At 58.0% G+C, this 25954-nt stretch carries 21 protein-coding genes; 5 read left to right on the top strand and 16 right to left on the bottom strand.

Annotation, left to right across the window (positions count from 1 at the left end; genetic code table 11):
* Together BFP70_RS21150 and BFP70_RS18130 are read left to right on the top strand one after the other, a co-directional pair.
* Positions 1-2002 (top strand): hypothetical protein (locus BFP70_RS21150; protein WP_066013174.1); only part of this gene is annotated, 2002 nt, incomplete at its 5' end.
* Positions 2003-2129: 127 nt separating this feature from the next.
* Positions 2130-3524 carry a short-chain fatty acyl-CoA regulator family protein gene (locus BFP70_RS18130; RefSeq protein ID WP_066013176.1) on the top strand — a complete coding sequence of 465 codons (1395 nt, stop codon included), beginning with the start codon at positions 2130-2132 and terminating at the stop codon, positions 3522-3524.
* On the opposite strand, the gene BFP70_RS18135 is transcribed toward BFP70_RS18130, so the two are convergent.
* The 4 genes from BFP70_RS18135 to betI form a co-directional block, all read right to left on the bottom strand.
* Positions 3525-4196, bottom strand: coding sequence for a thermonuclease family protein (locus BFP70_RS18135; protein ID WP_255356777.1), 672 nt, complete (start codon positions 4194-4196; stop codon positions 3525-3527).
* A 36-nt stretch (positions 4197-4232) separates the two neighbouring features.
* Positions 4233-5894 (bottom strand): choline dehydrogenase, encoded by a 1662-nt coding sequence (betA, locus tag BFP70_RS18140; RefSeq protein ID WP_066013178.1) that lies wholly within the window; start codon positions 5892-5894, stop codon positions 4233-4235.
* Positions 5895-5982: 88 nt separating this feature from the next.
* Complete coding sequence (gene betB, locus BFP70_RS18145) at positions 5983-7425, bottom strand: betaine-aldehyde dehydrogenase (protein WP_066013180.1); 1443 nt, start codon at positions 7423-7425, stop codon at positions 5983-5985.
* Positions 7422-8009 (bottom strand): transcriptional regulator BetI, encoded by a 588-nt coding sequence (gene betI, locus BFP70_RS18150; protein ID WP_066013184.1) that lies wholly within the window; start codon positions 8007-8009, stop codon positions 7422-7424. Before betI ends, betB begins: the two co-directional genes overlap by 4 nt.
* Positions 8010-8328: 319 nt before the next feature.
* Here betI and choW point away from each other — a divergent pair, with 319 nt between their 5' ends.
* Entirely contained in the window at positions 8329-9171 is an 843-nt protein-coding gene (choW, locus tag BFP70_RS18155; RefSeq protein WP_066013186.1) for a choline ABC transporter permease subunit, read from the top strand.
* Positions 9168-10184: a choline ABC transporter ATP-binding protein gene (gene choV, locus BFP70_RS18160; RefSeq protein WP_066013189.1), complete on the top strand. Its 1017-nt coding sequence runs from the start codon at positions 9168-9170 to the stop codon at positions 10182-10184. Before choW ends, choV begins: the two co-directional genes overlap by 4 nt.
* A 51-nt stretch (positions 10185-10235) precedes the next feature.
* Here choV and BFP70_RS18165 read toward each other — a convergent pair whose 3' ends face one another.
* From BFP70_RS18165 to BFP70_RS18180, 4 genes are all read right to left on the bottom strand, one after another.
* Positions 10236-11708, bottom strand: a complete 1473-nt coding sequence (locus BFP70_RS18165) for an NAD-dependent succinate-semialdehyde dehydrogenase (RefSeq protein WP_066013192.1) — start codon at positions 11706-11708, stop codon at positions 10236-10238.
* A gap of 1 nt (position 11709) precedes the next feature.
* Complete coding sequence (locus BFP70_RS18170; protein ID WP_066013194.1) at positions 11710-12753, bottom strand: tartrate dehydrogenase; 1044 nt, start codon at positions 12751-12753, stop codon at positions 11710-11712.
* Positions 12754-12794: 41 nt separating this feature from the next.
* The gene (locus BFP70_RS18175; RefSeq protein ID WP_141693268.1) at positions 12795-14255 is read right to left on the bottom strand and encodes an aldehyde dehydrogenase; all 1461 of its coding nucleotides are present in this window, start codon (positions 14253-14255) and stop codon (positions 12795-12797) included.
* Positions 14256-14452: 197 nt separating this feature from the next.
* Positions 14453-15778, bottom strand: a complete 1326-nt coding sequence (locus tag BFP70_RS18180) for an FAD-binding oxidoreductase (RefSeq protein WP_066013195.1) — start codon at positions 15776-15778, stop codon at positions 14453-14455.
* A gap of 159 nt (positions 15779-15937) precedes the next feature.
* Between BFP70_RS18180 and BFP70_RS18185 the strand changes: the two genes are divergently transcribed.
* Complete coding sequence (locus tag BFP70_RS18185) at positions 15938-16435, top strand: Lrp/AsnC family transcriptional regulator (RefSeq protein WP_066013196.1); 498 nt, start codon at positions 15938-15940, stop codon at positions 16433-16435.
* A gap of 81 nt (positions 16436-16516) precedes the next feature.
* Here the strand turns inward: BFP70_RS18185 and BFP70_RS18190 are convergent, their stop codons facing one another.
* From BFP70_RS18190 to BFP70_RS18225, 8 genes are all read right to left on the bottom strand, one after another.
* Positions 16517-18178 carry an ABC transporter ATP-binding protein gene (locus tag BFP70_RS18190; protein ID WP_066013198.1) on the bottom strand — a complete coding sequence of 554 codons (1662 nt, stop codon included), beginning with the start codon at positions 18176-18178 and terminating at the stop codon, positions 16517-16519.
* A gap of 3 nt (positions 18179-18181) precedes the next feature.
* Positions 18182-19039 carry an ABC transporter permease gene (locus tag BFP70_RS18195; protein WP_066013201.1) on the bottom strand — a complete coding sequence of 286 codons (858 nt, stop codon included), beginning with the start codon at positions 19037-19039 and terminating at the stop codon, positions 18182-18184.
* Positions 19039-19980: an ABC transporter permease gene (locus BFP70_RS18200; RefSeq protein WP_066013203.1), complete on the bottom strand. Its 942-nt coding sequence runs from the start codon at positions 19978-19980 to the stop codon at positions 19039-19041. Before BFP70_RS18200 ends, BFP70_RS18195 begins: the two co-directional genes overlap by 1 nt.
* A gap of 84 nt (positions 19981-20064) precedes the next feature.
* A complete protein-coding gene (locus BFP70_RS18205; protein ID WP_066013205.1) occupies positions 20065-21675 on the bottom strand; it encodes an ABC transporter substrate-binding protein in 1611 nt (536 codons plus the stop codon).
* Positions 21676-21738: 63 nt separating this feature from the next.
* Complete coding sequence (locus BFP70_RS18210; protein WP_066013208.1) at positions 21739-22470, bottom strand: HAD-IA family hydrolase; 732 nt, start codon at positions 22468-22470, stop codon at positions 21739-21741.
* A 224-nt stretch (positions 22471-22694) separates the two neighbouring features.
* Positions 22695-23606 (bottom strand): glyoxylate/hydroxypyruvate reductase A, encoded by a 912-nt coding sequence (locus BFP70_RS18215; RefSeq protein WP_066013210.1) that lies wholly within the window; start codon positions 23604-23606, stop codon positions 22695-22697.
* On the bottom strand, positions 23606-24973 hold the full coding sequence (locus tag BFP70_RS18220; protein ID WP_066013212.1) for an aspartate aminotransferase family protein: 1368 nt from the start codon (positions 24971-24973) through the stop codon (positions 23606-23608). Before BFP70_RS18220 ends, BFP70_RS18215 begins: the two co-directional genes overlap by 1 nt.
* A gap of 15 nt (positions 24974-24988) precedes the next feature.
* The gene (locus tag BFP70_RS18225; RefSeq protein ID WP_066013214.1) at positions 24989-25846 is read right to left on the bottom strand and encodes a GNAT family N-acetyltransferase; all 858 of its coding nucleotides are present in this window, start codon (positions 25844-25846) and stop codon (positions 24989-24991) included.
* Between the last annotated feature and the right edge of the window lie 108 nt (positions 25847-25954).

The following is a 25954-nucleotide window of genomic DNA, read 5'->3' on the forward strand; positions in this document are numbered from 1 at the left end:
CGCTGTCACAAGTGACGATGCGGACGGTGAGATGGTAATTTCGCAAGAAGAATCCTTGCCCGCCACTTCTGAGGCTGCTGAGGCTGCTGAGGCTGCTGAGGCTGCTGAGGCTGCTGAGGCTGCTGAGGCTGCTGAGGCTGCTGAGGCTGCTGAGGCTGCTGAGGCTGCTGAGGCTGCTGAGGCTGCTGAGGCTGCTGAGGCTGCTGAGGCTGCTGAGGCTGCTGAGGCTGCTGAGGCTGCTCCTAATGAAACCGCAACGCCCGTCAACAAAGAAACCGTAGAAACCGACGCTGATATTGCGCCTCAAGGCAGCCATCCTCTCGGCTTGGACCCTGACGAAGAAGCCGTCCTGCGCGCCCTTGCAGAACGCCGCGCCACGCGCCGCGAAGCCCGACGCACCGCGCGACTAGCACGGCTGGAAGAAGCCCGCATACGCCTGCATTCCGCCGAAACTGAGACACCAGACCAAGACCAAGACCAAGACCAAGACGCATCCACCGCAGCACAGGCAGTTGCACAAGAAAGCGAAGCGCAGCTAGAGGCCGAGGGCGTGGCCCCCCACGCCCCAACACCCGAAACCGAAGCCGCGGAAGACAGCGCACTGTTTGACTCGATTTCAGCCGCCCTCCAAGACGCGCCGACACCCGCAGACCCAAGCGAAGAGAATGACGCACTGACTGCGACAGAGACCGCGCAGGACGATGCGCCATCCCAAGCCGAGTCGCAGCCCGCCGCCGACCCCGCACAGGAACTGCCTGCTGCCCGCCCACGCATTCGCGCGCGCGTAATCAAAGTGCGCCGCGCGGAACCGCCAGTTTTGCCAGAAGCGACAGCAACCGCAGCCGCCGCCGCGATTTTACAACCCGCAGAAACTCAACATCAAACTTCAAAGACGTTGCTCAGCGATGAGGATGAGGCCGATTTGATGGCCGAACTCGCCTTGCTTAACGACGATGGTGCAACGCTCGCTGAAGCAAATCCCGATGTTTCGGATATTGCGGAAACATCGGCGCCGGCTGATCAGACGGTCGAAGATGATTTTGATATCGACCTGTCCGGCCTCGATTTAGACAGCGACGAAGAGGCCCCTTCCGCCGTTCAACAAGATCTTACCGCCGCTGCGCAAGGTGATGAGTTTGATCTATCGAATCTGGATCTGGAGGATGTCCCTGAAGCACCCGAAGAAGACACCGCGTCCGAAAGCGAGGCACAAGACGCCGCAGCATTGACACCGCCCCCAGCACCGGCATCGGCATCACGCCAGCAGGCCGAGGCCAACACCGACATCTCGCGGTTGATGCGCCAGGCGGATGAAAAGCTTGCCGGTCAGGACAACAAGCGCCGTCTTTCTGCGATCGCACATCTGAAGGCCGCCGTTGCTGCAACCGTCGCAGATCGCCGCGCCAAAGGCGGTGCGGGCGAATCTAAGGATGACACAAAGCCCTATCGGGAAGATTTGACCAATGTGGTCCGCCCGCGGCGCCCGGCCGGCGCCCAAACCCGCGCGATCCGGTCAGAGGAACCAGAAGAAGCCGCGAAAGCGGGCCGGCCGGCCCCGTTGGTATTGGTATCCGAACAGCGTGTCGCCACCACTGAAGACGAGGCCCCGGCAGCACCGCTCGCCGTTGCAATCCGCCCACGTCGGATCACCACCGCACAGATCGCACAAACCGAGGCCGAGGCCGAAGCCGCGGCGCCACCGCTGTCTGCCGAAGAAGCCACAAGCTTTAGCGAATTCGCAGATGCGCTTGGCACACAAGGCCTGTCAGAACTGTTGGAGGCGGCTGCGGCTTATACCTCGCAGGTTGAAGGTCGCCCGCATTTCTCACCTCCTCAGATCATGAAAAAGGTGGCGGCGATGGATGACGGCACTGCATTTTCACGCGAAGACCGGATGCGCAGCTTTGGCAAATTGCTACGCCAGGGCAAGATCACCAAGATCAAGCGTGGCCAATATGCGATCACCGAACAGTCGCGGTTCTACGGATCCAAAAGCGCCTGATCGCAGCCGAACGTCAGATCATACCGCCGTGCCCCTTGGGTGCGGCGGTTTTTTCATGCGACCTCTTGCCGATTGACCCCGTCTGTTTGCAAAGATAATTTCACATTTGCAAACATGGGGCGACGGGATGGCAACACAAAAACTCTATGCCGGGATGAAACTGCGTGAAACCAGAACGCGCCTTGGCCTGACGCAAAAACGGTTTGCCGACCGCCTTGGCGTGTCCTTGCCCTATCTCAATCAAATGGAAAACAATCACCGTCCCGTTTCGGCACAGGTTGTTTTGGCCCTCGCCTCGGAATTCGGGCTGGATGTGACCGAACTGTCGGCGGGGGATGCCGAACGTATCGTGTCCGACATGCGCGAGGCTTTGGCCGATCCGGTGTTTTCAGACACCACACCCCCTTTGGCCGATTTACGGCTGGCGGCCTCCAATGCGCCTGCGCTGGCCCGGGCATTTTTGGAATTGCACAGCGCTTATCGCCAATCACATGAACGTCTTGCATCGCTGGATGAGGCATTGGGCCGCGAGGGGGCACAAGCCGCCGTCAGCCCCTGGGATGAGGTTCGGGATTTCTTCCATTACTGCGACAATTACATTGATGCGGTGGACCGAGCAGCAGAACGGTTTTCCTGCCCGGATGGCATTCGCCTGGACCCGGTCAGCCATGCGACGCAGGCGCTGACCGCGCGCGGCATCCAGGTGGCGATTACCAACACGGACACCCTGCGCCAGCGCATTGGGGACACGATCACCTTATCCGCACATGCCAGTAAATCCACGCAGGCGTTTCAACTGATGCATCAGGTCGCGCTGATTGCGCATAATGAATTACTGGAGGCCACTTTGGATCTGGCCCGGTTTCAATCCGATACCGCCCGCAAGATCGCCAAAATCGGATTGGCCAATTATTTCGCTGGCGCCGCGGTTATGCCCTATCGCGCATTTTTAGAGGCTGCGCAGACAACCCGCCATGATCTGGAGCGCCTGGCAGAGCAATTCGGCGCGTCGATTGAACAGATCGGACATCGGCTATCGACGCTGCAGCGCCCTGGCGCAAAGGGTATTCCGTTTTTCTTTGTGCGGGTTGATCAGGCCGGCACGATCACCAAACGCCACTCTGCCACCCGGTTGCAATTTGCCCGGTTTGGCGGTGCCTGTCCGCTGTGGAACGTGCATCAGGCTTTTGAAACGCCGACGCGATTTTTGCGGCAATTGGCCGAAACGCCAGATGGGGCGCGTTATCTGTGCATCGCGCGTGACGTGTCCAAGCCCGGCGGCAGTTTTACCGCCCCGGTGCGCAGATATGCGGTCTGTCTGGGCTGCGAGGTCAGCCATGCCAAGGGGCTGATCTATGCGGATGGGATGGATCTGAACACACCACGCGCCTATCAACCGATTGGAATTTCATGCCGGATTTGTGAACGCAAAGACTGCCATCAACGCTCGGTTCCGCCGTTGGAGCGGCGCTTGAAAATCGATCCCGATCGACGCGGGCTATTGCCCTATGACATTGCATGATCAGTTACGTACACGCCAACCGGCAGCACGGGCCTGTGCCTCAGTGCAAAACCAGCGCTCTCCTTTATCTGGCGAGATTTTAGTGACACCGTAAGACCGCGTGCCGGGCATGTGGTAGATTTTTCCCTTGCCCGAGATATTGCCCTTGATCACGCAACCGCTGGCCTGGGCTGCCGCAGGCACCGCACCTGTGCGCCGCCAATCCGCCGGGTTTTGCACATCGCCTGCCCAAATCCCACGGCCCGCCACCAATGCCTGTTTTTCCTGTGCGACATAATCCAACGCATAAGCCCGATAAGCAAAGGCAAACCCATCGCTGACCATTTGCGCCCCCAGATCGGTTTGACCGCGAAAACATTTCGCAACCAACCGGCCATAGCGGTCATGCTGATCCCCGTTGCAGCGGATATCACCCGCTGTTAGGCGGCGTAAATGGGCGGTGGCGGCGTGCCCGCAATCCCATTGCGCCCCTGCCGCAGTCCGGCAAGTCTGCGTGGTTTCGGGCGCATCAATCCCGTGCAACCGCACCATCTGACCGCGCAGTTCCAACGTATCGCCATCGACAATACGCGCCCGCCCCTGCACCACCTGCGCCCCCGCAGAAGACGCCAGCAGCACGAACATTAAGAAAAAAGAACGGAAAGTAAACATACCCCACATATCGTGGGGCATGCGCGATTGGTCAAGATATATTGCGGTTAACCGCGATTATCTTTGCTGCGCCTGCCACTGCGGGTGGATCCAAGGCTGTGCGTTTTCCGCCGGCAGGCTGCGGCCCAGAATGTGATCGGCAATTTTTTCACCGACCATGATCGACGGGCCATTGAGGTTGCCATTGGTCACACGCGGGAAAATCGAGCTATCAGCAACCCGAAGCCCATTAACGCCGATCACACGTCCATCAGGATCAACCACCGCATCGGGATCATCCGCACGCCCCATCCGCGCGGTGCCGCATGGGTGATAGGCGCTTTCGGCATGTTCGCGCACAAAGGCATCAATCTGCGCATCCGATTGACACGCCGCGCCGGGCTGAATTTCATGTTTCACATGGGCATCCATCGCAGGCTGCGCAAAGACCTCACGCGTCAGGCGGATCACTTTGCGCCATTCGGTCCAATCATCGGGGTGGTTCATGTAATTGAAAAAGATCTTGGGCTTGTCCATCGGGTCGGCGCTGTTCAGGCTGACACGTCCGCGAGATTTGGATCGCATCGGCCCACAATGCACCTGAAAACCATGCCCTTCAGCCGAGGCCTTGCCATCATAACGCACCGCAATCGGCAAGAAATGATACTGAATATCAGGGTATTCGATCCCTTTATCAGAACGAATAAACCCGCAGGCCTCAAATTGGTTCGACCCGCCCAAGCCTGATTTCGTTAACAGCCACTGCGCGCCGATCATCCCCTTCCCCAGAAGGTTCCAGTGCTTGTACAACGTGATCGGCTCTTTGGCTGCGAATTGCAGATAGACCTCTAGGTGATCTTGCAAATTGCCACCCACGCCAGGGCGATCCGCCAAGATATCAATGCCATGTTGGGCCAAATGATCCGCCGGGCCAATTCCCGAAAGCATCAATAATTTCGGTGTGTTGATAGAGCTGGCGGCCAGGACAACTTCGGATGAGGCACGAAGAACCTCGATCTTTCCGCCGCGCGAAACCTCCACGCCCACCGCGCGGCCATCTTCAAACACCACCTTACGGGCCATTGCGCGAATAACCTCAATCCGGTCCGGCCAGGCTTTCAACGCAGGCCGCAAATAGGCATTGGCCACAGACCAGCGCCGTCCCTTATAGATCGTCGCCTCCATCGGGCCGAAACCCTCTTGGCGTTCGCCGTTGTAATCTGCGGTATAGCCATAGCCCGCCTGTTGACCGGCCTGAATGAACGCATCAAACAGCGGATTCTTGCGCGGGCCCCGGCTGATATGCAGCGGGCCATCATGTCCACGCCAATCGGCGTCACCGCCGTCGGCGCCACCGTGCCAATGCTCCGCCCGTTTGAAATAGGGCAGCACATCGGCATAGGACCAGCCGTCCGCGCCCTGATCGGCCCAATGATCATAGTCACAGGCGTGACCACGCACATAGACCATCCCGTTAATCGAGGACGATCCGCCAATCACCTTGCCGCGCGGCGTCGCAAGGGACCGCCCGTTCAGGCCCGGCTCTGGCTCGGATGCAAATCCCCAATCATACATTGGCATATTCATCGGGTAGCTCAGCGCGGCAGGCATCTGTATGAACGGCCCAATATCAGAGCCACCAAATTCAATGACCTGAACGCGCTTGCCCGCCTGTGCCAGACGATAGGCCAGTGCTGCACCACCAGATCCGGCGCCGACCACAATATATTCCGCTTTCATACTCATTTTGATACTGGCTCCAAATCATTCGCACAGGCTGTATTACCTGCGGACAGGGGCACGGCCGCGCCCCTGCCTTCGCCTTCGCTTAGTAAGGGCTGTCGACCGGCTGCATGCCGACATAAACCGACTTCATCTGCGTGTAATGCTCCACAGCGTGGCGCGAGTTTTCTCGCCCAAAACCAGAGGCTTTGACCGCGCCGAACGGCATTTCGACCGGCGTCAGATTATAGGCGTTGATCCATGTGGTCCCGGCCTGCAACGCTGCCACAACCCGGTGCGCGCGGGTCAAATCGGCCGTAAACACACCAGCAGCCAAACCAAATTGCGTATCATTCGCACGGGTCAATGCCTCGTCTTCGGCATCAAAGGGCAGAACCGACATCACCGGGCCAAAGATTTCTTCGCGCGCAATGGTCATGTCATCGGTCACATCGGCAAAGACTGTCGGCGCCACAAACAGCCCCTTACCGCTGCCGCCGCAGATCAGTCTTGCACCTTCGTCCTTCGCGGTTTGGACATAGCCCATGACCTTATCGAACTGCGCCTTCGAGATCAGCGGACCAAATTGTGTCTCCTCCGCCAGTGGATCGCCGGAGATAATTGCCCCCGTGCGTTCGGCCAGACGGGTCAAGAATGCCTCATAGATCCCACGCTGCACGAAAACACGCGTTCCGTTTGAGCAGATCTGACCGGAAGAGTAGAAATTCCCCAGCATCGCCGCTCCGATCGCATCCTCAAGCGACGCGTCATCAAACACGATCAGCGGAGATTTCCCGCCCAACTCCATCGTAACATGTTTCATCGACGGCGCGGCGGCCGCATTCACCTTCGATCCGGTCGGAACCGAACCTGTCAAAGACACTTTGGCAATTCGCGGATCAATCGACAGCGCGGCGCCCACAGGGCCATATCCCTGCACCACGTTGAAAATTCCCGGCGGCATTCCTGCTTCGATGAAGATCTCTGCCAGTTTCAGCGCGCCAAGCGGCGTGACCTCAGACGGTTTGAACACCATTGCATTACCGGTCGACAGCGCAGGCGCAGATTTCCAGCAGGCGATCTGGCTTGGATAGTTCCACGCACCGATCCCCGCGCATACGCCCAAAGGTTCGCGAAGCGTATAGGCAAAATCCCCCCCAAGCGGCATGGTTTCACCGGTCAATGTCGGCGCCAGCCCGGCAAAATATTCCAGCGCATCCGCCCCCGAAGGCCAATCAGCGGCACGAGTTTCCTGAATCGGCTTGCCGGTGTCCAATGTCTCAAGCTGCGCGAGCTCTTCTGCGCGCTCGCGGATGATGGCAACAGCGCGGGTCAATATGCGTGCGCGTTCAATCGGCGCCATCGCAGCCCATGATTTTTGCGCCGCAACCGCCGAAGAAATTGCCGTATCAATCACCGCATCCGTGGCCGCATGAAGCATCGCGATCACCTCTCCCGTTCCGGGATAGGTCACTTCGATCACATCACCTGCGGTGTCTTCCAGATAGGCGCCATTGACGAAATGGCTTGCTTTTGGCTGTGCCTTCATGCTGTGCCCCTTAGCTCTCTGTTCAGATATTCCATAACAATTTCAGTAGCATATTTCGCATCCGCCGGACCATCTGTCAGGGCGGCGCGAATATAGACACCGTCGATTATCGCGCCCAAACCTTCGGCCACGGCCAGCGCCCGCGACCCAACCAAGGGGCGTAATTCATACAGCAGGTTTGACCGCAGCCGGCGCTGATACACCGATAGCAAGCGCCGCGCAGGCGCGCTTTTCTGCGCCAAAACATAAAAGTTCAGCCATGCCGATATCGCTTCGCGTTTGAAACTGGCAGGGGCGAAATTGGCAATGGTGATCGCGCGCAGCCGCGCCTCTGGCCCATCCGTAGCAACCTGCGCCAAAGCCACGCGCACCTCTGCACCATATTGACTAAGGATCGCGCGCATCGCGGCCAGGAAGATCTGCTCTTTGGACCCGAAATAATGATGCGCCAAGGCCGAAGACATCCCCGCCCGACGTGCGATTTGCGCCACCGTCACCTCAAGGGTTCCGGCCTCACCAATGGTTTCGATCGTCGCCTTTACCAAAGCTGCCCGCCGAATAGGCTCTGCCCCAATTTTTGGCATGACTTGCCCCTTTTCTTGGGAAACTGCTTGCATTCTTGGGCTATACTGTTTTTTATTGACTCGTCAATCAAGAAAAAACGCGCCTTGCTGGAGACGAAATTGCCATATCCTTCCTTCGGGATGACATATGCTGGCCCAAGCGCCGGACGGACCCATTGGTCTGCCGCCTTCGGCACCGTTTTCGCACCTGCGCCGTTAAGAAATCACTGCATGCGTGCGAAACCTTGCACGGTGCATAAGACCACATGCCCAAACGGAACGTCGGACTGATCTGCCGCGATCGGACCGGCCCTCCTATACATACGAGGGAACTGTACGAATGGAATGGCTTACCGCCTATAAACTACCCATCGGCGACAGCGCTGAAGCAATCGTCGACTGGCTGAAAACCAATGGCGCCGGCTTTTTCGATTCGCTCGCCAGCGCATTGGATACGCTGATTGATGCTGTCCTTTGGTTGCTGCAATCGCCGCCCCCCATTGTGCTGATCGTAATTTTCGTTGCGCTGACATGGGCGCTGCAAAAAAGTTGGAAGAAATGCCTGATCGTAGCGTTGGGAATGCTGTTCATCCTGAATCAGGATTATTGGGAAGATACGACCGAAACGCTATCGTTGATATTGGTTTCTTGTATCGTCTGCATGGGCATTGGCGTGCCGCTGGGAATCTTGGCCGCCCGCAAACGCTGGGTTTATTCCGGGCTGGAACCGGTGTTGGATCTGATGCAGACCTTACCGACATTTGTCTATCTGATCCCCGCTGTGATCTTCTTTGGTCTGGGTGCTGTGCCGGGCCTGATTGCAACGGTGATTTTCGCACTGCCAGCATCGATCCGCCTGACCTATCTGGGGATTGCCTCCACCCCGACCGCACTGTCAGAGGCGGCAACCGCCTTCGGCGCAACCCCGATGCAGCGGTTGTGGAAGGTTGAATTGCCGTCGGCCTTTCCGCAAATCATGGTCGGGCTGAACCAAACGATCATGCTGTCGCTGTCTATGGTGGTCATCGCAACATTGGTCGGCGCCGGCGGTCTGGGCACCCCGGTTTTGAATGGGTTGAACCGCATGAAACCGGATCTGGGCTTTGAATCCGGGTTTGTGATTGTAGCATTGGCGACTGTGCTGCGCGTCATGCTTGAAGTGCGCAAGGAGTCAACACAATGAGCCAGCCAGCGATTGAATTTGAAAACGTCTCGATTGTGTTCGGGGATGACCCTACATCGGCCCTGCCGATCATGGATCAGGGTCAGTCACGCGCGCAGGTAAAGGCCCAAACAGATCAGGTCTTGGGCGTTCACGACTGTTCTTTGTCCGTTGATGAGGGCGAAATCCTGGTGCTGATGGGCCTGTCCGGCTCTGGCAAATCTACGCTTTTGCGCGGTGTGAATGCGTTGAACCCGGTGTGCCGCGGTGCCGTGTGGGTGAATACGCCCGAGGGCCGCGTCGATGTTACCCATGCTTCAAAGGCGGATCTTTTGCGGGTGCGTCGTCATCATATCGCGATGGTGTTTCAGCAATTTGGCCTGCTGCCTTGGCGCACCGTGCGTGAAAACGTCGGGCTTGGGCTGGAATTGGCTGGAATGTCGAAGCAAGAGCGCCGCGAAAAGGTCGAAGAACAGCTTGCTCTGGTCAGCCTGTCGCAATGGGCCGATGTCCGCGTCGGAGAGCTGTCCGGCGGGATGCAACAGCGCGTTGGTCTGGCCCGCGCCTTTGCCACCGAAGCCCCGATCCTGCTGATGGATGAACCATTTTCAGCGCTTGACCCGCTGATCCGCGCCAAGCTGCAAGATGAGCTTCTGGAACTTCAGCAAAAGCTGAAACGGACGATTATCTTCGTAAGCCACGACCTGGACGAGGCCTTCAAGCTGGGCAACCGTATTGCGCTGATGGAAGGCGGGCGGATCATTCAGGTCGGCAGTGCGCGCGATATTATCGCCAATCCGGTAAATGATTATGTGGCCGATTTCGTCGCGCATATGAACCCGCTGGGCGTGCTGACCGCAACCGATCTGGCCGAACCGGGCAGCGCCGACGGCACGCCACTGCCGCCTAACACACCCGTGCGCGCCGTGATGGAGCAGCTTAAACATGTCCCGGCGGTTGCTCTGACAGACGGGCGCAAGATCACCCGCGAAGGGGTGATTGCCAAGCTGATCGACCCGCGCGGCGAAGCCTGAGACAGATGGCCCACAGCCTTTGAAATACAGGGGCTGTGGGCCATCTTCGGCTTACAGGCCGCCGAAGTGGAACGCTTTGGTTTCCAGATATTCTTCAATACCTTCTTGGGCGCCTTCGCGCCCAAGACCGGAAGATTTCACACCGCCAAACGGGGCCTCGGCATGGCTGACCGCACCGGTGTTCAGCCCGACCAGACCGACCTCCAGTGCCTCGCCAAAGCGGAACGCCCGCGCCATATCCGTGGTGAAGAAATAGGCCGCCAATCCGAACGGTGTGCCATTGGCAATCGACAGCGCCTGTGCCTCGGTTTCAAATTTGAAAATTGGTGCAACCGGGCCAAAGGTTTCCTCGGATGCCAGACGCATCTGCGGCGTCGCCCCGGTTAATACGACCGGATCAGCATAACCATCGGGAAGGTCACGCGGTGCCGTTGCCCTGACGGCGCCTTTGGCCAATGCGTCCTCAACATGCGCGGTAATCTTGGCGATCGCCGCTGCGTTGATCATCGGCCCGATCGCAGCATTTGGATCCAGCCCTGGACCAACATGCAGCGCGTTCACCCTATCCGCCAGCGCAGCAACAAAGGCATCATGAATGCCCGATTGCACCAAAATCCGATTGGCACAGACACATGTCTGCCCGCCATTGCGAAATTTTGACGCCATCGCCCCTTCGACCGCCGCATCCAGATCGGCATCATCAAAGACAATAAACGGGGCATTGCCGCCCAATTCCAACGACATCTTCTTCAACGTCGGCGCGCATTGCTCTGCCAAAAGCGCACCCACACGCGTAGAGCCGGTAAAGGACAGTTTGCGCACCACCGGGCTGGAGGTCAGCGCAGACCCAATCTTTTCTGGGCGCCCGGTCAATATGTTCAACACCCCTTTGGGAATACCCGCGCGTTCGGCCAGAACACCCAGCGCCAAGGCAGAATAGGGCGTAAAATCCGAGGGTTTGATAACCATCGTGCAGCCCGCTGCCAAACCCGGCGCGACCTTTCGCGTGATCATCGCATTGGGAAAATTCCACGGCGTGATAATCGCGCAAACGCCCACCGGCTCTTTCATTGCAAAGATCTTTTTGCCCGGCACCGGGCTTGGAATGATCGCGCCATTAACCCGGCGGGCCTCTTCTGCGAACCAGCGCACGAAAGAGGCACCATATAGGATCTCGCCGCGCGCTTCGGCCAGCGGCTTGCCTTGCTCGGCGGTCAAAATCAGAGCCAGATCGTCCGCGTGATCAAGCATCAGCTGATACCACACCAACAAAATATCCGCCCGCTGCGCATGGGTCAGCGCCTTCCATTCAACCATTGCAACAGCGGCAGCGGTGATCGCGGCCTGCGCCTCATCTGCCGTGCAGTCTGGCATATGGCCCAATGGCGCATTGGTGGCCGGGTTAATTACGGCCATATCGGCGCGCGTAACCCATGTGCCATCGATCAGCGCAGCTTCGCGGAACAGATCGGGATCTTGCAACCGGGTGCGGATATCACCCGGGAATGTGATGTGTTCTGTCATGTCAGGCCTCCAATGCCGCAAGAATGGCTGCAGTAATCTGTGATGTGGAATGGCTGCCCGGGCGGCATCCGATCCCCTGCGCCGTTACACCCTCAATCGCGGTAAGGATGCGCGCCGCGGTCTCGCGTTCGCCCAGATGATCCAACATCATCGCCCCCGACCAAATCGCGGCAATCGGATTGGCCAGCCCCTGGCCCGCAATATCGGGCGCAGATCCGTGCACAGGTTCAAACATCGACGGACCAGAGCAGTCGGGGCAGATATTGGCCGAAGCCGCAAAGCCAAGCCCACCTTGGATGGCCGCGCCAAGGTCGGTCAAAATGTCCCCGAACAAATTAGATGCCACGATCACATCCAGATCCTGCGGTGCCATCACCATCTTTGCGGCCATCGCATCAATATGCATGTGGCTGACCGTCACATCGGGATAGTCCTGTGCGACCAGATCGGTAATCTCATCCCAAAACACCATAGAGTATTTCTGCGCATTGGATTTGGTAACCGAGGTCAGATGCCTACGCCGCGCGCGGGCTTGATCAAAGGCAAAGCGCAAGATCCGCTCAACGCCTTTGCGGGTGAAAATGGCGGTTTCGGTGGCGACCTCATTGTCCTGACCCTGATGCACGCGCCCGCCCGCGCCGGAATATTCGCCCTCGGTATTCTCACGGATACAAAGGATGTCAAAGGCGCCCGCCCGCAGGGGCCCCTCCACCCCCGGCAACAATCGGTGCGGGCGGATATTGGCATATTGGGTAAAGGCCTTGCGGATCGGCAATAACAATCCGTGCAAGGACACGGAATCGGGCACAGTGTTGGGCCAACCCACCGCACCCAGATAAATCGCATCAAAGCCGCGCAACGTTTCGATCCCATCCTGGGGCATCATTGCGCCGTGTTTCAGGTAATAGGCGCAAGACCACGGGAAGGTCGTCGCTTCTAATGAAAACACCCCTTTGGCGGCGGCAGTCAGAACCTCCATTGTGGCGTCGGTCACATCAACGCCAATTCCATCGCCCGGGATCAAGGCAAGCTTATAACAGGTCATCGGTCTCTCCTTGGCGATGCAGCGCCAAAATGATGGGTGAATTACAGGTCGATCAGAACGGATTTCATCCGACGGTTGGCAAGATAGGCTTCACGGCCCAGATCCTTACCCAGACCAGAGGCTTTCCACCCTCCGGTTGGCAAAATATGATCACGCGAACGGCCATAGCGGTTGACCCAAACGGTGCCCGCCTGCAGCCGCTGTGTCAGCCTAAGCGCACGCGACAGATCGCGGGTGAACAACCCGGCCGCCAGCCCATATGTCGCGTGATCGGCAAGCGCCATCGCCTCCTCTTCGGTATCGAAGCTTTGGAAAGTAGCAACGGGTCCAAAGATTTCTTCCGTTACGGCTGGGTTGCCCTGATCCACATCGCCAATCAACGTGGGTCGGTAAAAACTTCCAGGATGGTCAAAGGCTTGCCCGCCACAAAGGATCTGCCCCCCCGCCTTCACACTGGCCTGCACAATGGCATCAATCCGCCCCATCTGCCCCGTCGAAATAATCGGAGAAAACCCAGCCTGCGCCGCCAGCGTATCTGCCGGTTGATAGGTGGCAAATCGCTGCATCAGCTTCTGACACAGCGGTTGTGCAATCTCTTTGGCGACCAAAATCCGCGAACCGGCAACACAAAACTGTCCGGCATTTGGCATAATGCCACGCTCCAGACACTGTGCTGCCAGATCCAGATCCGCATCTGCAAACACGATCATCGGGCTTTTGCCGCCCAATTCCAGCGTCATCGGCTTGATCCCGGTTGCGGCGATATTTTGCATGATGGCAGCCCCGGCCCGGGTAGAACCGGTAAAGGACAGTTTGTCGATGCCCGGATGTCCCGTGATCGCCGTTCCTGTCACAGGGCCGTCCCCAAGCACGACATTGATCAACCCGGCGGGCACGCCGGCCTGCACCGACAATTCTGCCAGATACAGCGTGGACCACGGCGTCATCTCTGACGGTTTCAGCACCACGGCATTTCCTGCAGCCAAGGCCGGGCCCAGCTTCCACCCCGCCATTGAAATTGGAAAATTCCATGGGGTAATCGCCCCCACAACCCCATAGGGTGCATCTGCGATATAGCCAAATTGCTGATCCGCCACCGGGATCAGCGCACCGCCTTCTTTATCCGCGAATTCTGCAAAAAAACGGATCTGCTCCGCGGTGACCATAACATCCCCGGTCAATGCGTGCGACACCGGGCGCGACGAACACACCGCCTCTAATGCAGCAAGGGCCGGGGCCTGCTGTTCGATCAGGTCGGCCCATTTGTGAAGCGCCTTTAGCCGCTCTCGCGGGGCCAACCCGCCCCAGTTTGATGTAGCCAATGCCTTGCGCGCTGCCTGAACCGCCTGGTCCACGATCTGCGCATCTGCCCGCGGAATCGCCCCAATCCGCTGTCCGGTTGACGGTGAGATCACATCGATCGCCGCCGTATCCGTGACATAGCGCCCACCAATAAAATGCCCTTCGGGCAGGGCGGGACATATCGTCGTCATATCAGACATTCACAGGGCCTTTCATTCATGGGGCCTTTCACTCACGGCGTTCGGTTTCGCGGGCGCATGCGCCTCTTGCACAAGCCTAATGCAGATCGCCAAAGCAATCCGCCTTATCCGCTTGGGGCCACAGCACAATCGACTGAGTGCACCCCAAACCCGGCGCAGAAGATTGCGTGCAGCCAATGCGCGTTGCACAACCAGGATCAGAATTTCGATACTTTGCCCCATTGGCTGTCCTTGAACCGCGACAACCGGTATTGCTCGGCAGAGGTGATCGGCGGACGCCCTAAAACAAAATCTGCCATCAGATGCCCAACACCGGGGCCAATCCCAAACCCATGCCCAGACAAGCCCGCCGCCAGGGCCAATCCCGGAAGACCAATATCCGCATCAATCACCGGCACACCATCGGGTGTGCTGTCAATATATCCCGCCCATTGCGCCTGAACCGGGCGATCACGCAAACCGGGCAAAAGGGCACGCGCACGCTCCAGCGTCTGCGCAATCAGCTTGGCACTGGGCCGTGGGTCCAACACGCGCATGCGCTCCATAGGTGTGATCTGATCCAAGGCCCAATGACCGCGGCTGTCAAAGCCCGCACGCCAGGCTTGCGCCCCCCCGACCGATAGCGCCCGCCAGCGTTTCAAAAACATCGGCAGGAATTTCCCAGCCCCGTGCAACATTCCCGGCGTAAGATCCACATGAGAGCGCCCCGAAATCGCCAAAGTATAGGACCCGTCCAACCTGCGCGTGACCGAGACATCCTTGGTATGCAGCGCCGCCGGCACCTGCTCGGCGCCCGGCGCGACCGACAAGATGGAACTGCGCACGCTGGATTGCGGGAAGGAAATTCCAAGCTGATGAAGGAAACTGGCCGCCCATGCCCCACCTGACAGCACAACCTGCCGCGTGCGGATCACACCCGCCTCGGTGACAACGGCACTGACCGTCCCTGCCTCGGTTTCAATGCCCCGCGCGGCGCAATGCTGCACCACGGTGCCACCATGTTTGACAACACCGCGCGCGATCAAAGGCGCGGCCCGCGATGGATCGGCAGTGCCGTCGCTGGGCGACCACACACCGCCGCGCCATGATTGCCCCGTGGCCGAACCGCGTATCGCGGCCTCTTGCGCGGTCAACATGCGGGTATCGACGCCCTCCCCCCGTGCATACCGTCCCCATGTGGCCCAGCCCTCAATCTCTGCTTCGGAATTGGAAAGATATAACAAACCGCAACGACGAAACCCCATATCCGCACCGATATCGCGTGTCATCTCCTCCCACAGGGACAAGCTGCGGGTGGACAGAGGCAATTCTCGTGCATCGCGATTTTGCTGCCGGCACCAGCCCCAGTTTCGGCTGGATTGCTCAGCCCCAACCACGCCTTTTTCCAACAGCACCACGTTCATCCCGGCCCTCGCCAGCCAATAGGCCGCACTGACCCCAACAATCCCCGCCCCGATGATAACGCAATCCGCAGATTGCGGCGGTGTTTTCGCAAATTCAAATTTCAGTAGCGGGGCGGTCATGGCACTCTCCAGTCGTTTCGATCACGCTACCGCCAGCGCGGCAGCCACATCTGCCAAATCACCGCCCATCGCAGCATATCGTGTCGAATGCGGTTGACTTGTCAGCCACGCTGCCTTTGACAGAAGACACCACCCGCGATGGACCCAAAGGACCGCGTCATGACTGCCCGCTATAAGCTCGACCGGATCGACATCAAAATTCTTGTTGAATTGCAACGCAATGGGCGGATCACCAATGTCGAACTGGCTGATCTGGTTGCGCTTTCGCCCTCACCGTGCCTGATGCGGGTAAAAAAGCTACAGCAAGCAGGGTATATCACCGGATATACCGCGCAAATTGATGTCGCGAAACTGGGCGAGACATTGACCGTCTTCACGGAATTCACCCTAAAAAACCATCGCCAGATCGATTTTGCGCGCTTCCAAGAGGCCTTGGAAAAAATTGACAGCTGTGTGGAATGTCATTTGGTGTCGGGCGGCTATGATTATCTGGTCAAATTCGTGACCGCCTCCATCGCCGATTATCAAAACATCCTTGAGGCTTTAATTGACCGAGACGACGTCGGCATCGACAAATATTTCAGCTTTGTCGTAATGAAAACACCCTTCATGAAGACCCAAGTCCCCCTGACACGCTTATTCGCGGATCGGGTCTAGGCACGAACGGGGCAGGCGCAGCCGAACAAAAACAACAAAGCCCCGGGGCAACCCGGGGCTTTTCCGTTAGATCACTTCGTCTTACCGATTGGCAAACCGGGCCACCAATTCGGGATCTTGTTCCAACCCGCTTAACCAGCCGGTATCCAGTTTCGGCACCGAAGACACCAGCAACCGGGAATAGGGATGCGTCGCATCACGGCTCATTTGATGCGCTGGCAGGGCTTCGACCACTTCGCCTTTATACATCACCAAGACATCGTCACAGATGGCTTCTACGGTCGATAAATCATGGCTGATGAACAGATAGCTCAGCTGCAATTCACGCTGTAATTCTTTAAGCAGGTCAATAATCGCGGCCGCCACCACCGTATCCAAAGCTGAAGTGATTTCATCGCATAAAATCAGCACCGGGTCGGCAGCCAGCGCCCGGGCCAGGTTGATCCGCTGTTTTTGCCCCCCTGACAGCTCTGAAGGCAAGCGATGTCGAATCGCCGCTGGCAGACGCACCATATCCAGCAGCTCAATCACCCGTGCCTCACGCGCCCGTCCGGTCATCCCGTGGTAAAATGTCAGAGGCCTCCCAAGGATCGCACCGACCGATTGCGCCGGGTTCAGCGCGGTATCTGCCAACTGAAACACAATCTGCGCCCGTCGCAGCTGCTCCTTTGTACGCTGCGCCAAGGCACCGGGCTGCTCATACCCATCGACCATTACATGGCCCCGATAGGGCGGCAAAATCCCAGAGATCGCGCGTGCCAGTGTCGATTTTCCCGACCCAGACTCCCCGATCACCCCAAGGTTTTTCCCACGCTCCAATGTAAAATTCACATTTTTCAGAATTTTCGCTGCGGGCGCGCTATTCTTCACCGGCCCATAGCCCGCGCATAGATCACTGACCTGCAAAATCGGCGGGAACCGTTCAGATTTGGCAAAGCTGACCGGGACATGCGGGACCGGATCAAACGCCTGCAGCAATTGTTGCGTATAGGGATGACTGGGAGATTTCAGGATCTGTTCTGCCGTGCCGACCTCTTGGATTTCTCCACCTTTCAGCACTACGATCCGGTCAGCAATCTGCGCCACAACAGCCAAATCATGGCTGACATAAACGCCCGCAATCGCACCTTTTTGCATGACCGAGCGAAAGGCGCGCAGAACCTCAATTTGTGTCGTCACATCCAATGCCGTCGTAGGTTCGTCAAAGATAACCAATTTTGGATCCCCAATCAGCGCCATCGCCGCCGAAAGCCGTTGCAGCTGTCCGCCCGACACCTGATGCGGGTAGCGCGATCCAATCGTCTGTGCATCAGGTAGGGCCAGAGCGCGGAACAGCTCAATGGCTTTGTCTTCGGCCTGCGCACGCGGCATCAATTGGTGAATCGCCGCAATCTCAATCACCTGATCCATAATTTTTTGGCTGGGATTGAACGCGGCAGCAGCCGATTGCGGCACATAAGAGACTTCGGTGCCGCGGATTTGCGCACGCTGCCCCTCGGACATCGCGGTCACATCATGATCGCCCAGACGGATCGTGCCGCCATTGATCGCACAGCCTGTCCGCGTGTGCCCCATCAGGGACAGCGCAATCGTGGTTTTTCCCGACCCGCTTTCACCAATCAGGGCCACGATCTCTCCGGGCGCGATATCAAAGCTGACGCCTTTGATGATCTCAATTTTACGACCCGCATCCGAGACAGCGCCGATCTTCAGATCACACACCGATACCAATGGCTTTGTCATAGCTCAGCTCCTGTCACGGATTTTGGTTGGAAGATTGTCGATGAACATATTCACCGAAATTGTCAGCGATGCGATAGCCAGCGATGGAAATACAACCGCAGGCGCACCCAGGCTTAGCCCTTCGATATTCTCACGCACCAGGGCGCCCCAATCGGCATAGGGCGGCTGCACGCCCAACCCCAGAAAGGACAGGCCAGACAATACCAACACGATGAAAACAAACCGCAATCCCAGATCGGCCAAAACCGGCCCAAGGATATTCGGAAAGATTTCACGGGCAATCAGATAGGGCGTGCCCTCGCCGCGTGCGCGGGCCACGGTAACGAAATCCATCGTGTTCACATTCACGGCAAGCGCACGCGCAAACCGATAAGACCCCGGCAGGTAAATCGCAGCCAATGTCATGATCAACACCGGGATAGAGGACCCGATCGCGGCCACGACAACCAAACCAAACAGTAATGAAGGAATACCGTTAAACGCATCCAACAGGCGCGACAAAATCGTATCGAACCATCCGCCGATCACGGCGGCAACCATCCCCAAGATCACACCGGCCGCACAGGCCAAGAACACCGACGCCAGCGCGATGCCCAGTGTATAGCGCGCGCCCATCAAGATCCGCGATAAGATGTCACGCCCCAGATAATCCGTTCCCAGCCAGAATTGATCCGACATCGGCCCGAAATAATCCCAGTCAACGATTTCACCTGGCGGATAGGGCTGCAATGCCGGCCCAAAGATTGCCAAACCCGCCCAAAGCAAGATCACGCCAAGACCAATCCGACCGACCCAGCTAAAACGATACCCGTAGGTTTTTGGCGACACGATCCGCAGCGGGAATGAGAGCGTTTTCAACATCAGCGCAACCTCGGGTTTGATAGAATGGCGACCAGATCCGCCAAGGTGATCAACAACAGATAGCTGACACAGAAAATCATTGCACAAGATTGGATCAATGGCAGATCGCGTGTGGACACGGCATCCAACATCAACTTGGCCACGCCGGGATAATTGAAGATCGTCTCGACGATGATCACGCCGCCCACCAGATAGGACAACGACAAGGCCACCGCATTGGCAATCGGTCCCAGCGCATTGGGCAATGCATGGCGCAGTACCATACGCGACCGCGATGCGCCCTTTAACAAAGCCATCTCCACATAGGGGGTGTTGATCGTTTCGATCACAGCAGCGCGGGTCATGCGGATCATCTGCGCCGACACAACAAAGCCCAAAGTGATCACTGGCATCGCATAGGCGCGTAAAATTGCGGACCAAGAGTCCACATTCACCCCAAAGCTCAGCGCGGGCAACCAATCCAGCCACACGGCAAAAATCAGCACGGATAGGGTGGCCACCATGAATTCTGGCACGGAAATCACCGAAATGGTCAGCATCGATATGATCCGGTCGAAAATGGAATTGCGCCACATCGCGGCACTGATCCCAAGCGTCAGCGCGACCGGCACTGCCAATAGCGTCGTCAACCCCGCAAGCTTTAACGAATTGACCAAACGCCCGCCTATCAGCTCTGCCACAGGCATATTATTGACATACGAGGTGCCAAAATCGCCGCCCAGCAACCCTATCAGCCAGCCGATAAACCGACTAAGCGCGGGTTGATCCAACCCCATCGCATCGCGTAACCCCGCCACCGCCTCGGGTGTGGCCGCCTGACCCAACAGGATTTCGGCAACGTCACCGGGCAGCAATTCGGTCGCGAAAAATACTGCGAAGGACACAACAATCAGCGTAAGCAGGGCAATGCCCAGACGCTGCGCGATAAGGAACCATGGCATGCGCGATAGGATCAATGAACACCTCTGACAGGGTTAGAAAACAGGACTGTGGGCGGGTCCGAACGACCCGCCCAAACCGATATATCAGGCGTTCAACCAGACATATTCTGCAAAGGCATAGCCCATCATGCCGCCCAATGGGTTTGGCCGCAGCCCGCCCAATTTGGCACTGACCGCATCAACATTCGAAATATAGGCCGGGATAATCGTGCCCGCCTCATTCGCGATCATCTCTTGCATATCCCAATACATTGCTGTGCGCTTGTCTTCGTCCAGCGCACCACGGGCTTCGAGCATCATCTTGTCGAACTTGTCGGATTTATAGTGGCTTTCATTCCACGGCGCATCGGAAGAATACAGCAATGAGAACAAGATATCGGGCGTTGGTCGTGGGTTGATATTACCGAAATGCACCGGCGCTTTCAGCCAGTAATTCGACCAATAACCGTCCGATGGCACACGATCCACTGACAGGTTCATCCCAATGTCACGGCCCGCCTGTTGCATCACCGTTGCCATATCAATCGAACTGCCGGCTGCATCCGATGCCACCATCGGGATCTCAGCCCCCAACAGCCCTGCCTTTTCAAAATGGTATTTCGCTTTCTCAGGATCAAAGGCACGTGGCGCAAGGTTTGGGTTGTGATAGCGGTTGGCCGAAGACACCGGTTGATCATTCCCAATTTCAGCAAACCCACGCAGAACGGATTTCTGGATCATCTCACGGTTGATCAGTGATTTCATCCCCTCGACAAAATCAAATTTCGCGCCCGGCTCCATATCCAAACGGATGTTTAAATTGGTGTAATTACCGGAGGTGGAAACCGAGGTGCGCACATGGTCTTGGCCGTCCAACATCCGAACCGAGCGCGGGTTGACCGCCGCCGCCAATTGAATGTCATTGGACAAAAGTGCGTTCACACGGGCATTGTTATCGGTGATAGCGATGAATTCAAAACTGTCCAGATAGGCGCCTTGATCTTTGAAATAGTTCGGATTTTTCACCGCGATTGACCGCACACCGGGTTCAAACACTTCGCAGATGAACGCACCGGTGCCATTGGCCTTGGAGAAATCTGTCGTGCCATCAACAAGGATCATAAAATGATGCAGCGCCAAGATGGTTGGCAAATCCGCATTCGGTGTCTCCAAAACGATTTTCACCGTCAGATCGTCCAGCTTGGAAATCTCGGTCATTTGTTTGGCGATGGAATTGGCCTTTGACCCGACAGACTCATCCAGGTGGCGCTTAAGCGAATAAACAACATCATCTGCATTCAGCGTATGACCGTCATGGAACAGCACGCCCGGCTTCAACGCCACTTCCCACGTCTGCGCATCATCCGAGCTGACACTTTGCGCCAGCTCCATCTGCACCTGCCCATGTTCATCCAGGAATGTCAGGCGGTTATAGAATGCACAGCAGCGGACGTAGTCGGTTGACAGTGATGCCTTGGCCGGGTCCAGCGTATCTGCGGTGGACGAAGACCACCCTGCCGCACGCAGGCTGCCGCCGCTGACCGGCGTGGCTGCCACAGCCGCACCCGCGCGCATAAAGACAGAGCCCCCCGCCACCGCACCCACGCCAGAGGCCATCAGCATTTTCAAAAGATCCCGGCGCGATGCACCGCCGCGGATCATGGTCTCGACCATCGCGTCATCGCGACCTGTCCAATTATTCGGTGTTTTGGTCATTGTCTGTCTCCCGTGTTGGTGAAAAATGCGCCTGGCGGTCTTAAGCCGCCTAAGCGCATGGCATTATTTGGTAAATTCAGCGTCGGCGGCCTCTGCCAGCTCAATCAACGCGTGGAAATGATAGTCGGGCTGGGTGAATTCCTTCGGGGCAATCGTGCCACCGTAACCCGCCTGAGCATGGCGGCGTTGGATCCAGGCATTGGTCATACCCAGGGCGCGCGAAATCCCGATGTCGTGATATTGGCTTTGGGCGGTGTGCAATATATCCGCCTTCGTACCGCCATTGGCCTCGACATAGGCAAAGACCTGTTGGAAATAGTCCGGATTAGGCTTTTCGCATTTCGTATCATCTGTGGTGAACCCCGCCCAAAACGGATTGCCCAGCTTGGCGGCGAATTTGTCGAAGGCCCAGCGCTGCGCATTGGTCATTGCGATCAGCTTGTAATGGGTTTTCAGGCGCGCCATTGCCTCCACACTGTCGGGGAATGGCTTGGCCTCGCCCACGGTTGTGATCATGAACTGCCGATTGTCTTCGGTGTCAGGCAAGCCCAACGCCGCCGCAATGCGCCCATAACAGCGCCCCAAATCATCGGGAAACAGCCCGGCGTCAGGTTCATACCGCGCGTCACGATACACGGCCAATGCGGCCTCACCATCCAGTGCCACCCCGGCTTGGGCTGCAATCGTGGCCAGCCCCTCTTTGATTGCACCTTCAAAATCAATCAACGTGCCGACCACATCAAAACTGACATAGGTAAATGCGGTCAGGGGTTTCACAGCAGTCTTCGTCGCCATTGCGACCGTCCTTTCATCCGGGCCACACCCATGTGCAGCGAAATATTTGGCGGTACTTGGGACCTTGGGGATTGCTCCCTTAGCGCGCCATATCGCCCTTATGTCTGTCAGCTTGACGCCAAAAACGGCTTGCGAAACGCCAAATCTGGCACTGCTACGGCAGATTATTCTTAATTTCAGCCGGCTTTGCGGCATATCTAACCGTGCCCAAAACCCGCCGCGTTTCAGTAGCCGCGCTGTTGGTCGACTTCGCCAGGGATTGGCAGGCCAGATCGGCTTGCAGCCAATACAGCAAGGGCGTGGCGTGCCCCTTCCTCATGATCGGTGGAGGATCCGACATGCGGCGTAATCACCACGCGCGGGTCTGACCACGCCCAATGATCGTTGGGCAAAGGCTCTGGTTCGGTCACATCCAGCATCGCCGCGCCGATCTGCCCGGCATCTAATGCTGTGCGCAATGCCGCCATATCCAGCTGCTTACCCCGGCCCGCGTGGACCAAAAGCGCGCCTTGCGGCAATTGCGCAAAAAATGCCGCATCCATCATCCCCTCGGTTTGGGGGGTCAGTGGCAGCAGGCACACCAGAAGATCGCTTTGGGCCAGAAAGTCGCCAAGTTGATCGGCGCCAAAAACGTTCAACCCATCCACCGGCGTCCCAGAGCGGCTGTATCCCACAACATTGAAACCCATTGCCGACAGGCTGGCTGCCGCCAAACGCCCGATCCGGCCCATACCCATGATCCCAACCCGGCGTTTGCGTGCCAAGGTCACGCCCTTGGCCGACCATTCGCCGCGCCCGGCCTGTTCCAGATATTGCGGCATATCGCGGTGCAACATCAGGCTGGCCATCACGACCCAATCACGCACCATTTCCTCAATTCCTGGTGCGATGGTGCGCGACAGGGTAACACCGGGTGGCATGGCGGGCATCTGATCGACCCCCGCGCCGACGCTGATCACCGCCTGCAAATTCGGATAGACCGTCAGATCGGCCGGTGGCTGCCAACAGGCCAGATGTGTCACCTCGGCAGGATCAGTCACGGCGTCCTCGCCCAGAATGAAACGTTCATTGGCCTGTTCAAAAACACGCGCCCAAACCGCGCCGCGTTCCGCCAAAGACATGAATAATAACGCCATTATGCCAACACCTTGCGCACATCCGCATCTTCCAATGTTAGGTCCAGCACCTTGCGCGTGCGCGCGACGATCTGGTCAATCTCGGCCTGCGTGCAACACAGTGGCGGTGCATAGCCAAAGATCCCCTGCGCAAAGGATCGGATGATCAACCCCTGCTCCCAGGCGCGGTCAAACAGCCGCGTCGCCGGCTGAACCGAGGCCGGAAGCGGGGTCTTTTTCTCCTTATCCGTCACCAATTCAACCGCAGCCAACATACCACGCCCGCGCACATCACCCACCAACGGATGATCGCGCAGTTCATTCAGCCCGTCCATCAACCGCTTGCCCGCCTTCACGCCGTTTTCAAACAATCCGCCCTCATATAGCGACAGCACCTCTATCGCGACGGCCGCCGAAACCGGATGCGCCGAATAGGTAAACCCATGACCCACCGCCTTGGCCCCTGCCCCTTCGGCAATGGTTTCATAGACATGGTCGCGCATGAACACCGCCCCCATCGGCACATAGCCCGAGGTCAGGCCCTTCGCCGTAGTCATCAGGTCAGGCACGATCCCTTCGTCTTCGCAGGCGAAGATCGGGCCCGTGCGGCCAAACCCGGTGATCACCTCATCGGCCACAAATAGGATGTCAAATTCCGCGCAAGTGTCACGCATCGCTTTGATCCAGCCTTTCGGCGGCACCAATACGCCGCCTGAGCCCTGGATCGGCTCCACATAGAAGGCGGCAACACGGTCCTCGCCAATTTGGGCGATCTTGGCGCGCAGCTCAGCGACCGAGGCATCAATGATCGCCTGATCTCCCTGCACGGGGTTGCGATAGGTATAATGCGACGAAATTTTATGCTGCCAATCATAGGGCACGCCGAAACCTTCGTGAAAGCCCGGTAATGCGGTCAGCCCCGCGCCCATTGTGGTCGAGCCATGATACCCCTGCGCGACCGAGATGAACTGATCCCGACCCGGCTGCCCTTTGGAATGCCAATAGTAGCGGATAAAACGGATCGTGCTGTCGACCGCATCCGACCCCCCTAATGAGAAATAGATATGGTTCAGATCCCCCGGCGACCGCTCTGCCAGCGCGGCAGCCAGCTTGATCGGCGCTTCTGCGCCCAGATCGAAATAGCCCGTGGCATAGGGAAGGGTCCGCATTTGCGCGGCCGCGGCTTGCACCACGCTTTCATGACCATATCCGGCATTCACACACCAAAGCCCGGCAAAACCATCCAACAGCTGGCGACCTTCGGCATCTGTCACCGTCGCGCCCTTGGCCGAGGTCAAAACCCGCACGCCGCGCGCCTCGTGCCCTTGGAACGAGGATACCGGATGAATTAAGTGCTGGCGATCCAGCTCAATAAGGGAATTTTGCATCGTCTTCTCCGTCATTCAGCCCAACGCCTGCGCGGCAATGGCATAGGTTGTAAAGGCGCTGACCGGGCGCGGCCTGGCCGAATGGACCATCGTTGTGCCACCGCCCACATAGTCCAGACCCAGCCCCACGGCCTGTTGTTCCATTGCGGCATTGGGTGCCATATCCACGCGCAAAAACTGCCCCGCGCACAGCGTGCCGGCCTGCGCCAACAGCGACAGCGCCACAGTGCAATCGGACGCGACGATTGGCCCGACCACATAGCCCCGGCCAAAGGGGCGCACCAAAGCGAACCCGTTCTGGGCCAGCAAGATCCGGGCATCTTGCGCGATTTGCATCAACAGCCCGTGGCGGTCCATACCGTTGCTGTCGTGATCCATCTGGGCCAGTTTTGCGATATCCGCAGCGGTACCAAGTTCTATGCGATGCGCGGGCGTGCCCGCCTTGGCTATGCCTTGAAACTGCATAACCGTCCCTGTCTTAACGAAGCCAAGCTTTTGATATAACGGCAGCCCGTCGGTGGTTGCACATAGCCGCATCTCACGCGATTGCGCCAAAGCAATCACCTCAGTCATCAGGCGCCGCCCCAAACCGCGCCCGCGCATCTGCTCATCGACAATGATCATGTTCAACGCCGCCACATCCCCAAACAGAGAACAAAGGGCGGTGCCCACCACCTGACCCCGCGATAAGGCGACCACCCCGACAGAGGTGCCCAGCAACAGCTCCCAATCCTGCGGACGGTGCGGCCAGCCCGCAGCCTGGCTCAGCCTGTGCGCCCCCGAAATATGATCAGCGGTAAACGCCACCAGTGACAGCGTCTCGGGGGAGGTCTGTGTGGACGGGGACGGAGGGCGGGAAACATCAGCAGTCATTATTATATCCATTCCGGTTGTGCCCCACGTTAGGCATGACAGCACAGCAGGATCATTTTGTTCGCCTCACCGCGCAGCAGTTTGCGTTGCATCTACGGCAGGTCGAAG

The organism is Thioclava sp. SK-1 (assembly GCF_001705665.1).
Classification (GTDB): domain Bacteria; phylum Pseudomonadota; class Alphaproteobacteria; order Rhodobacterales; family Rhodobacteraceae; genus Thioclava.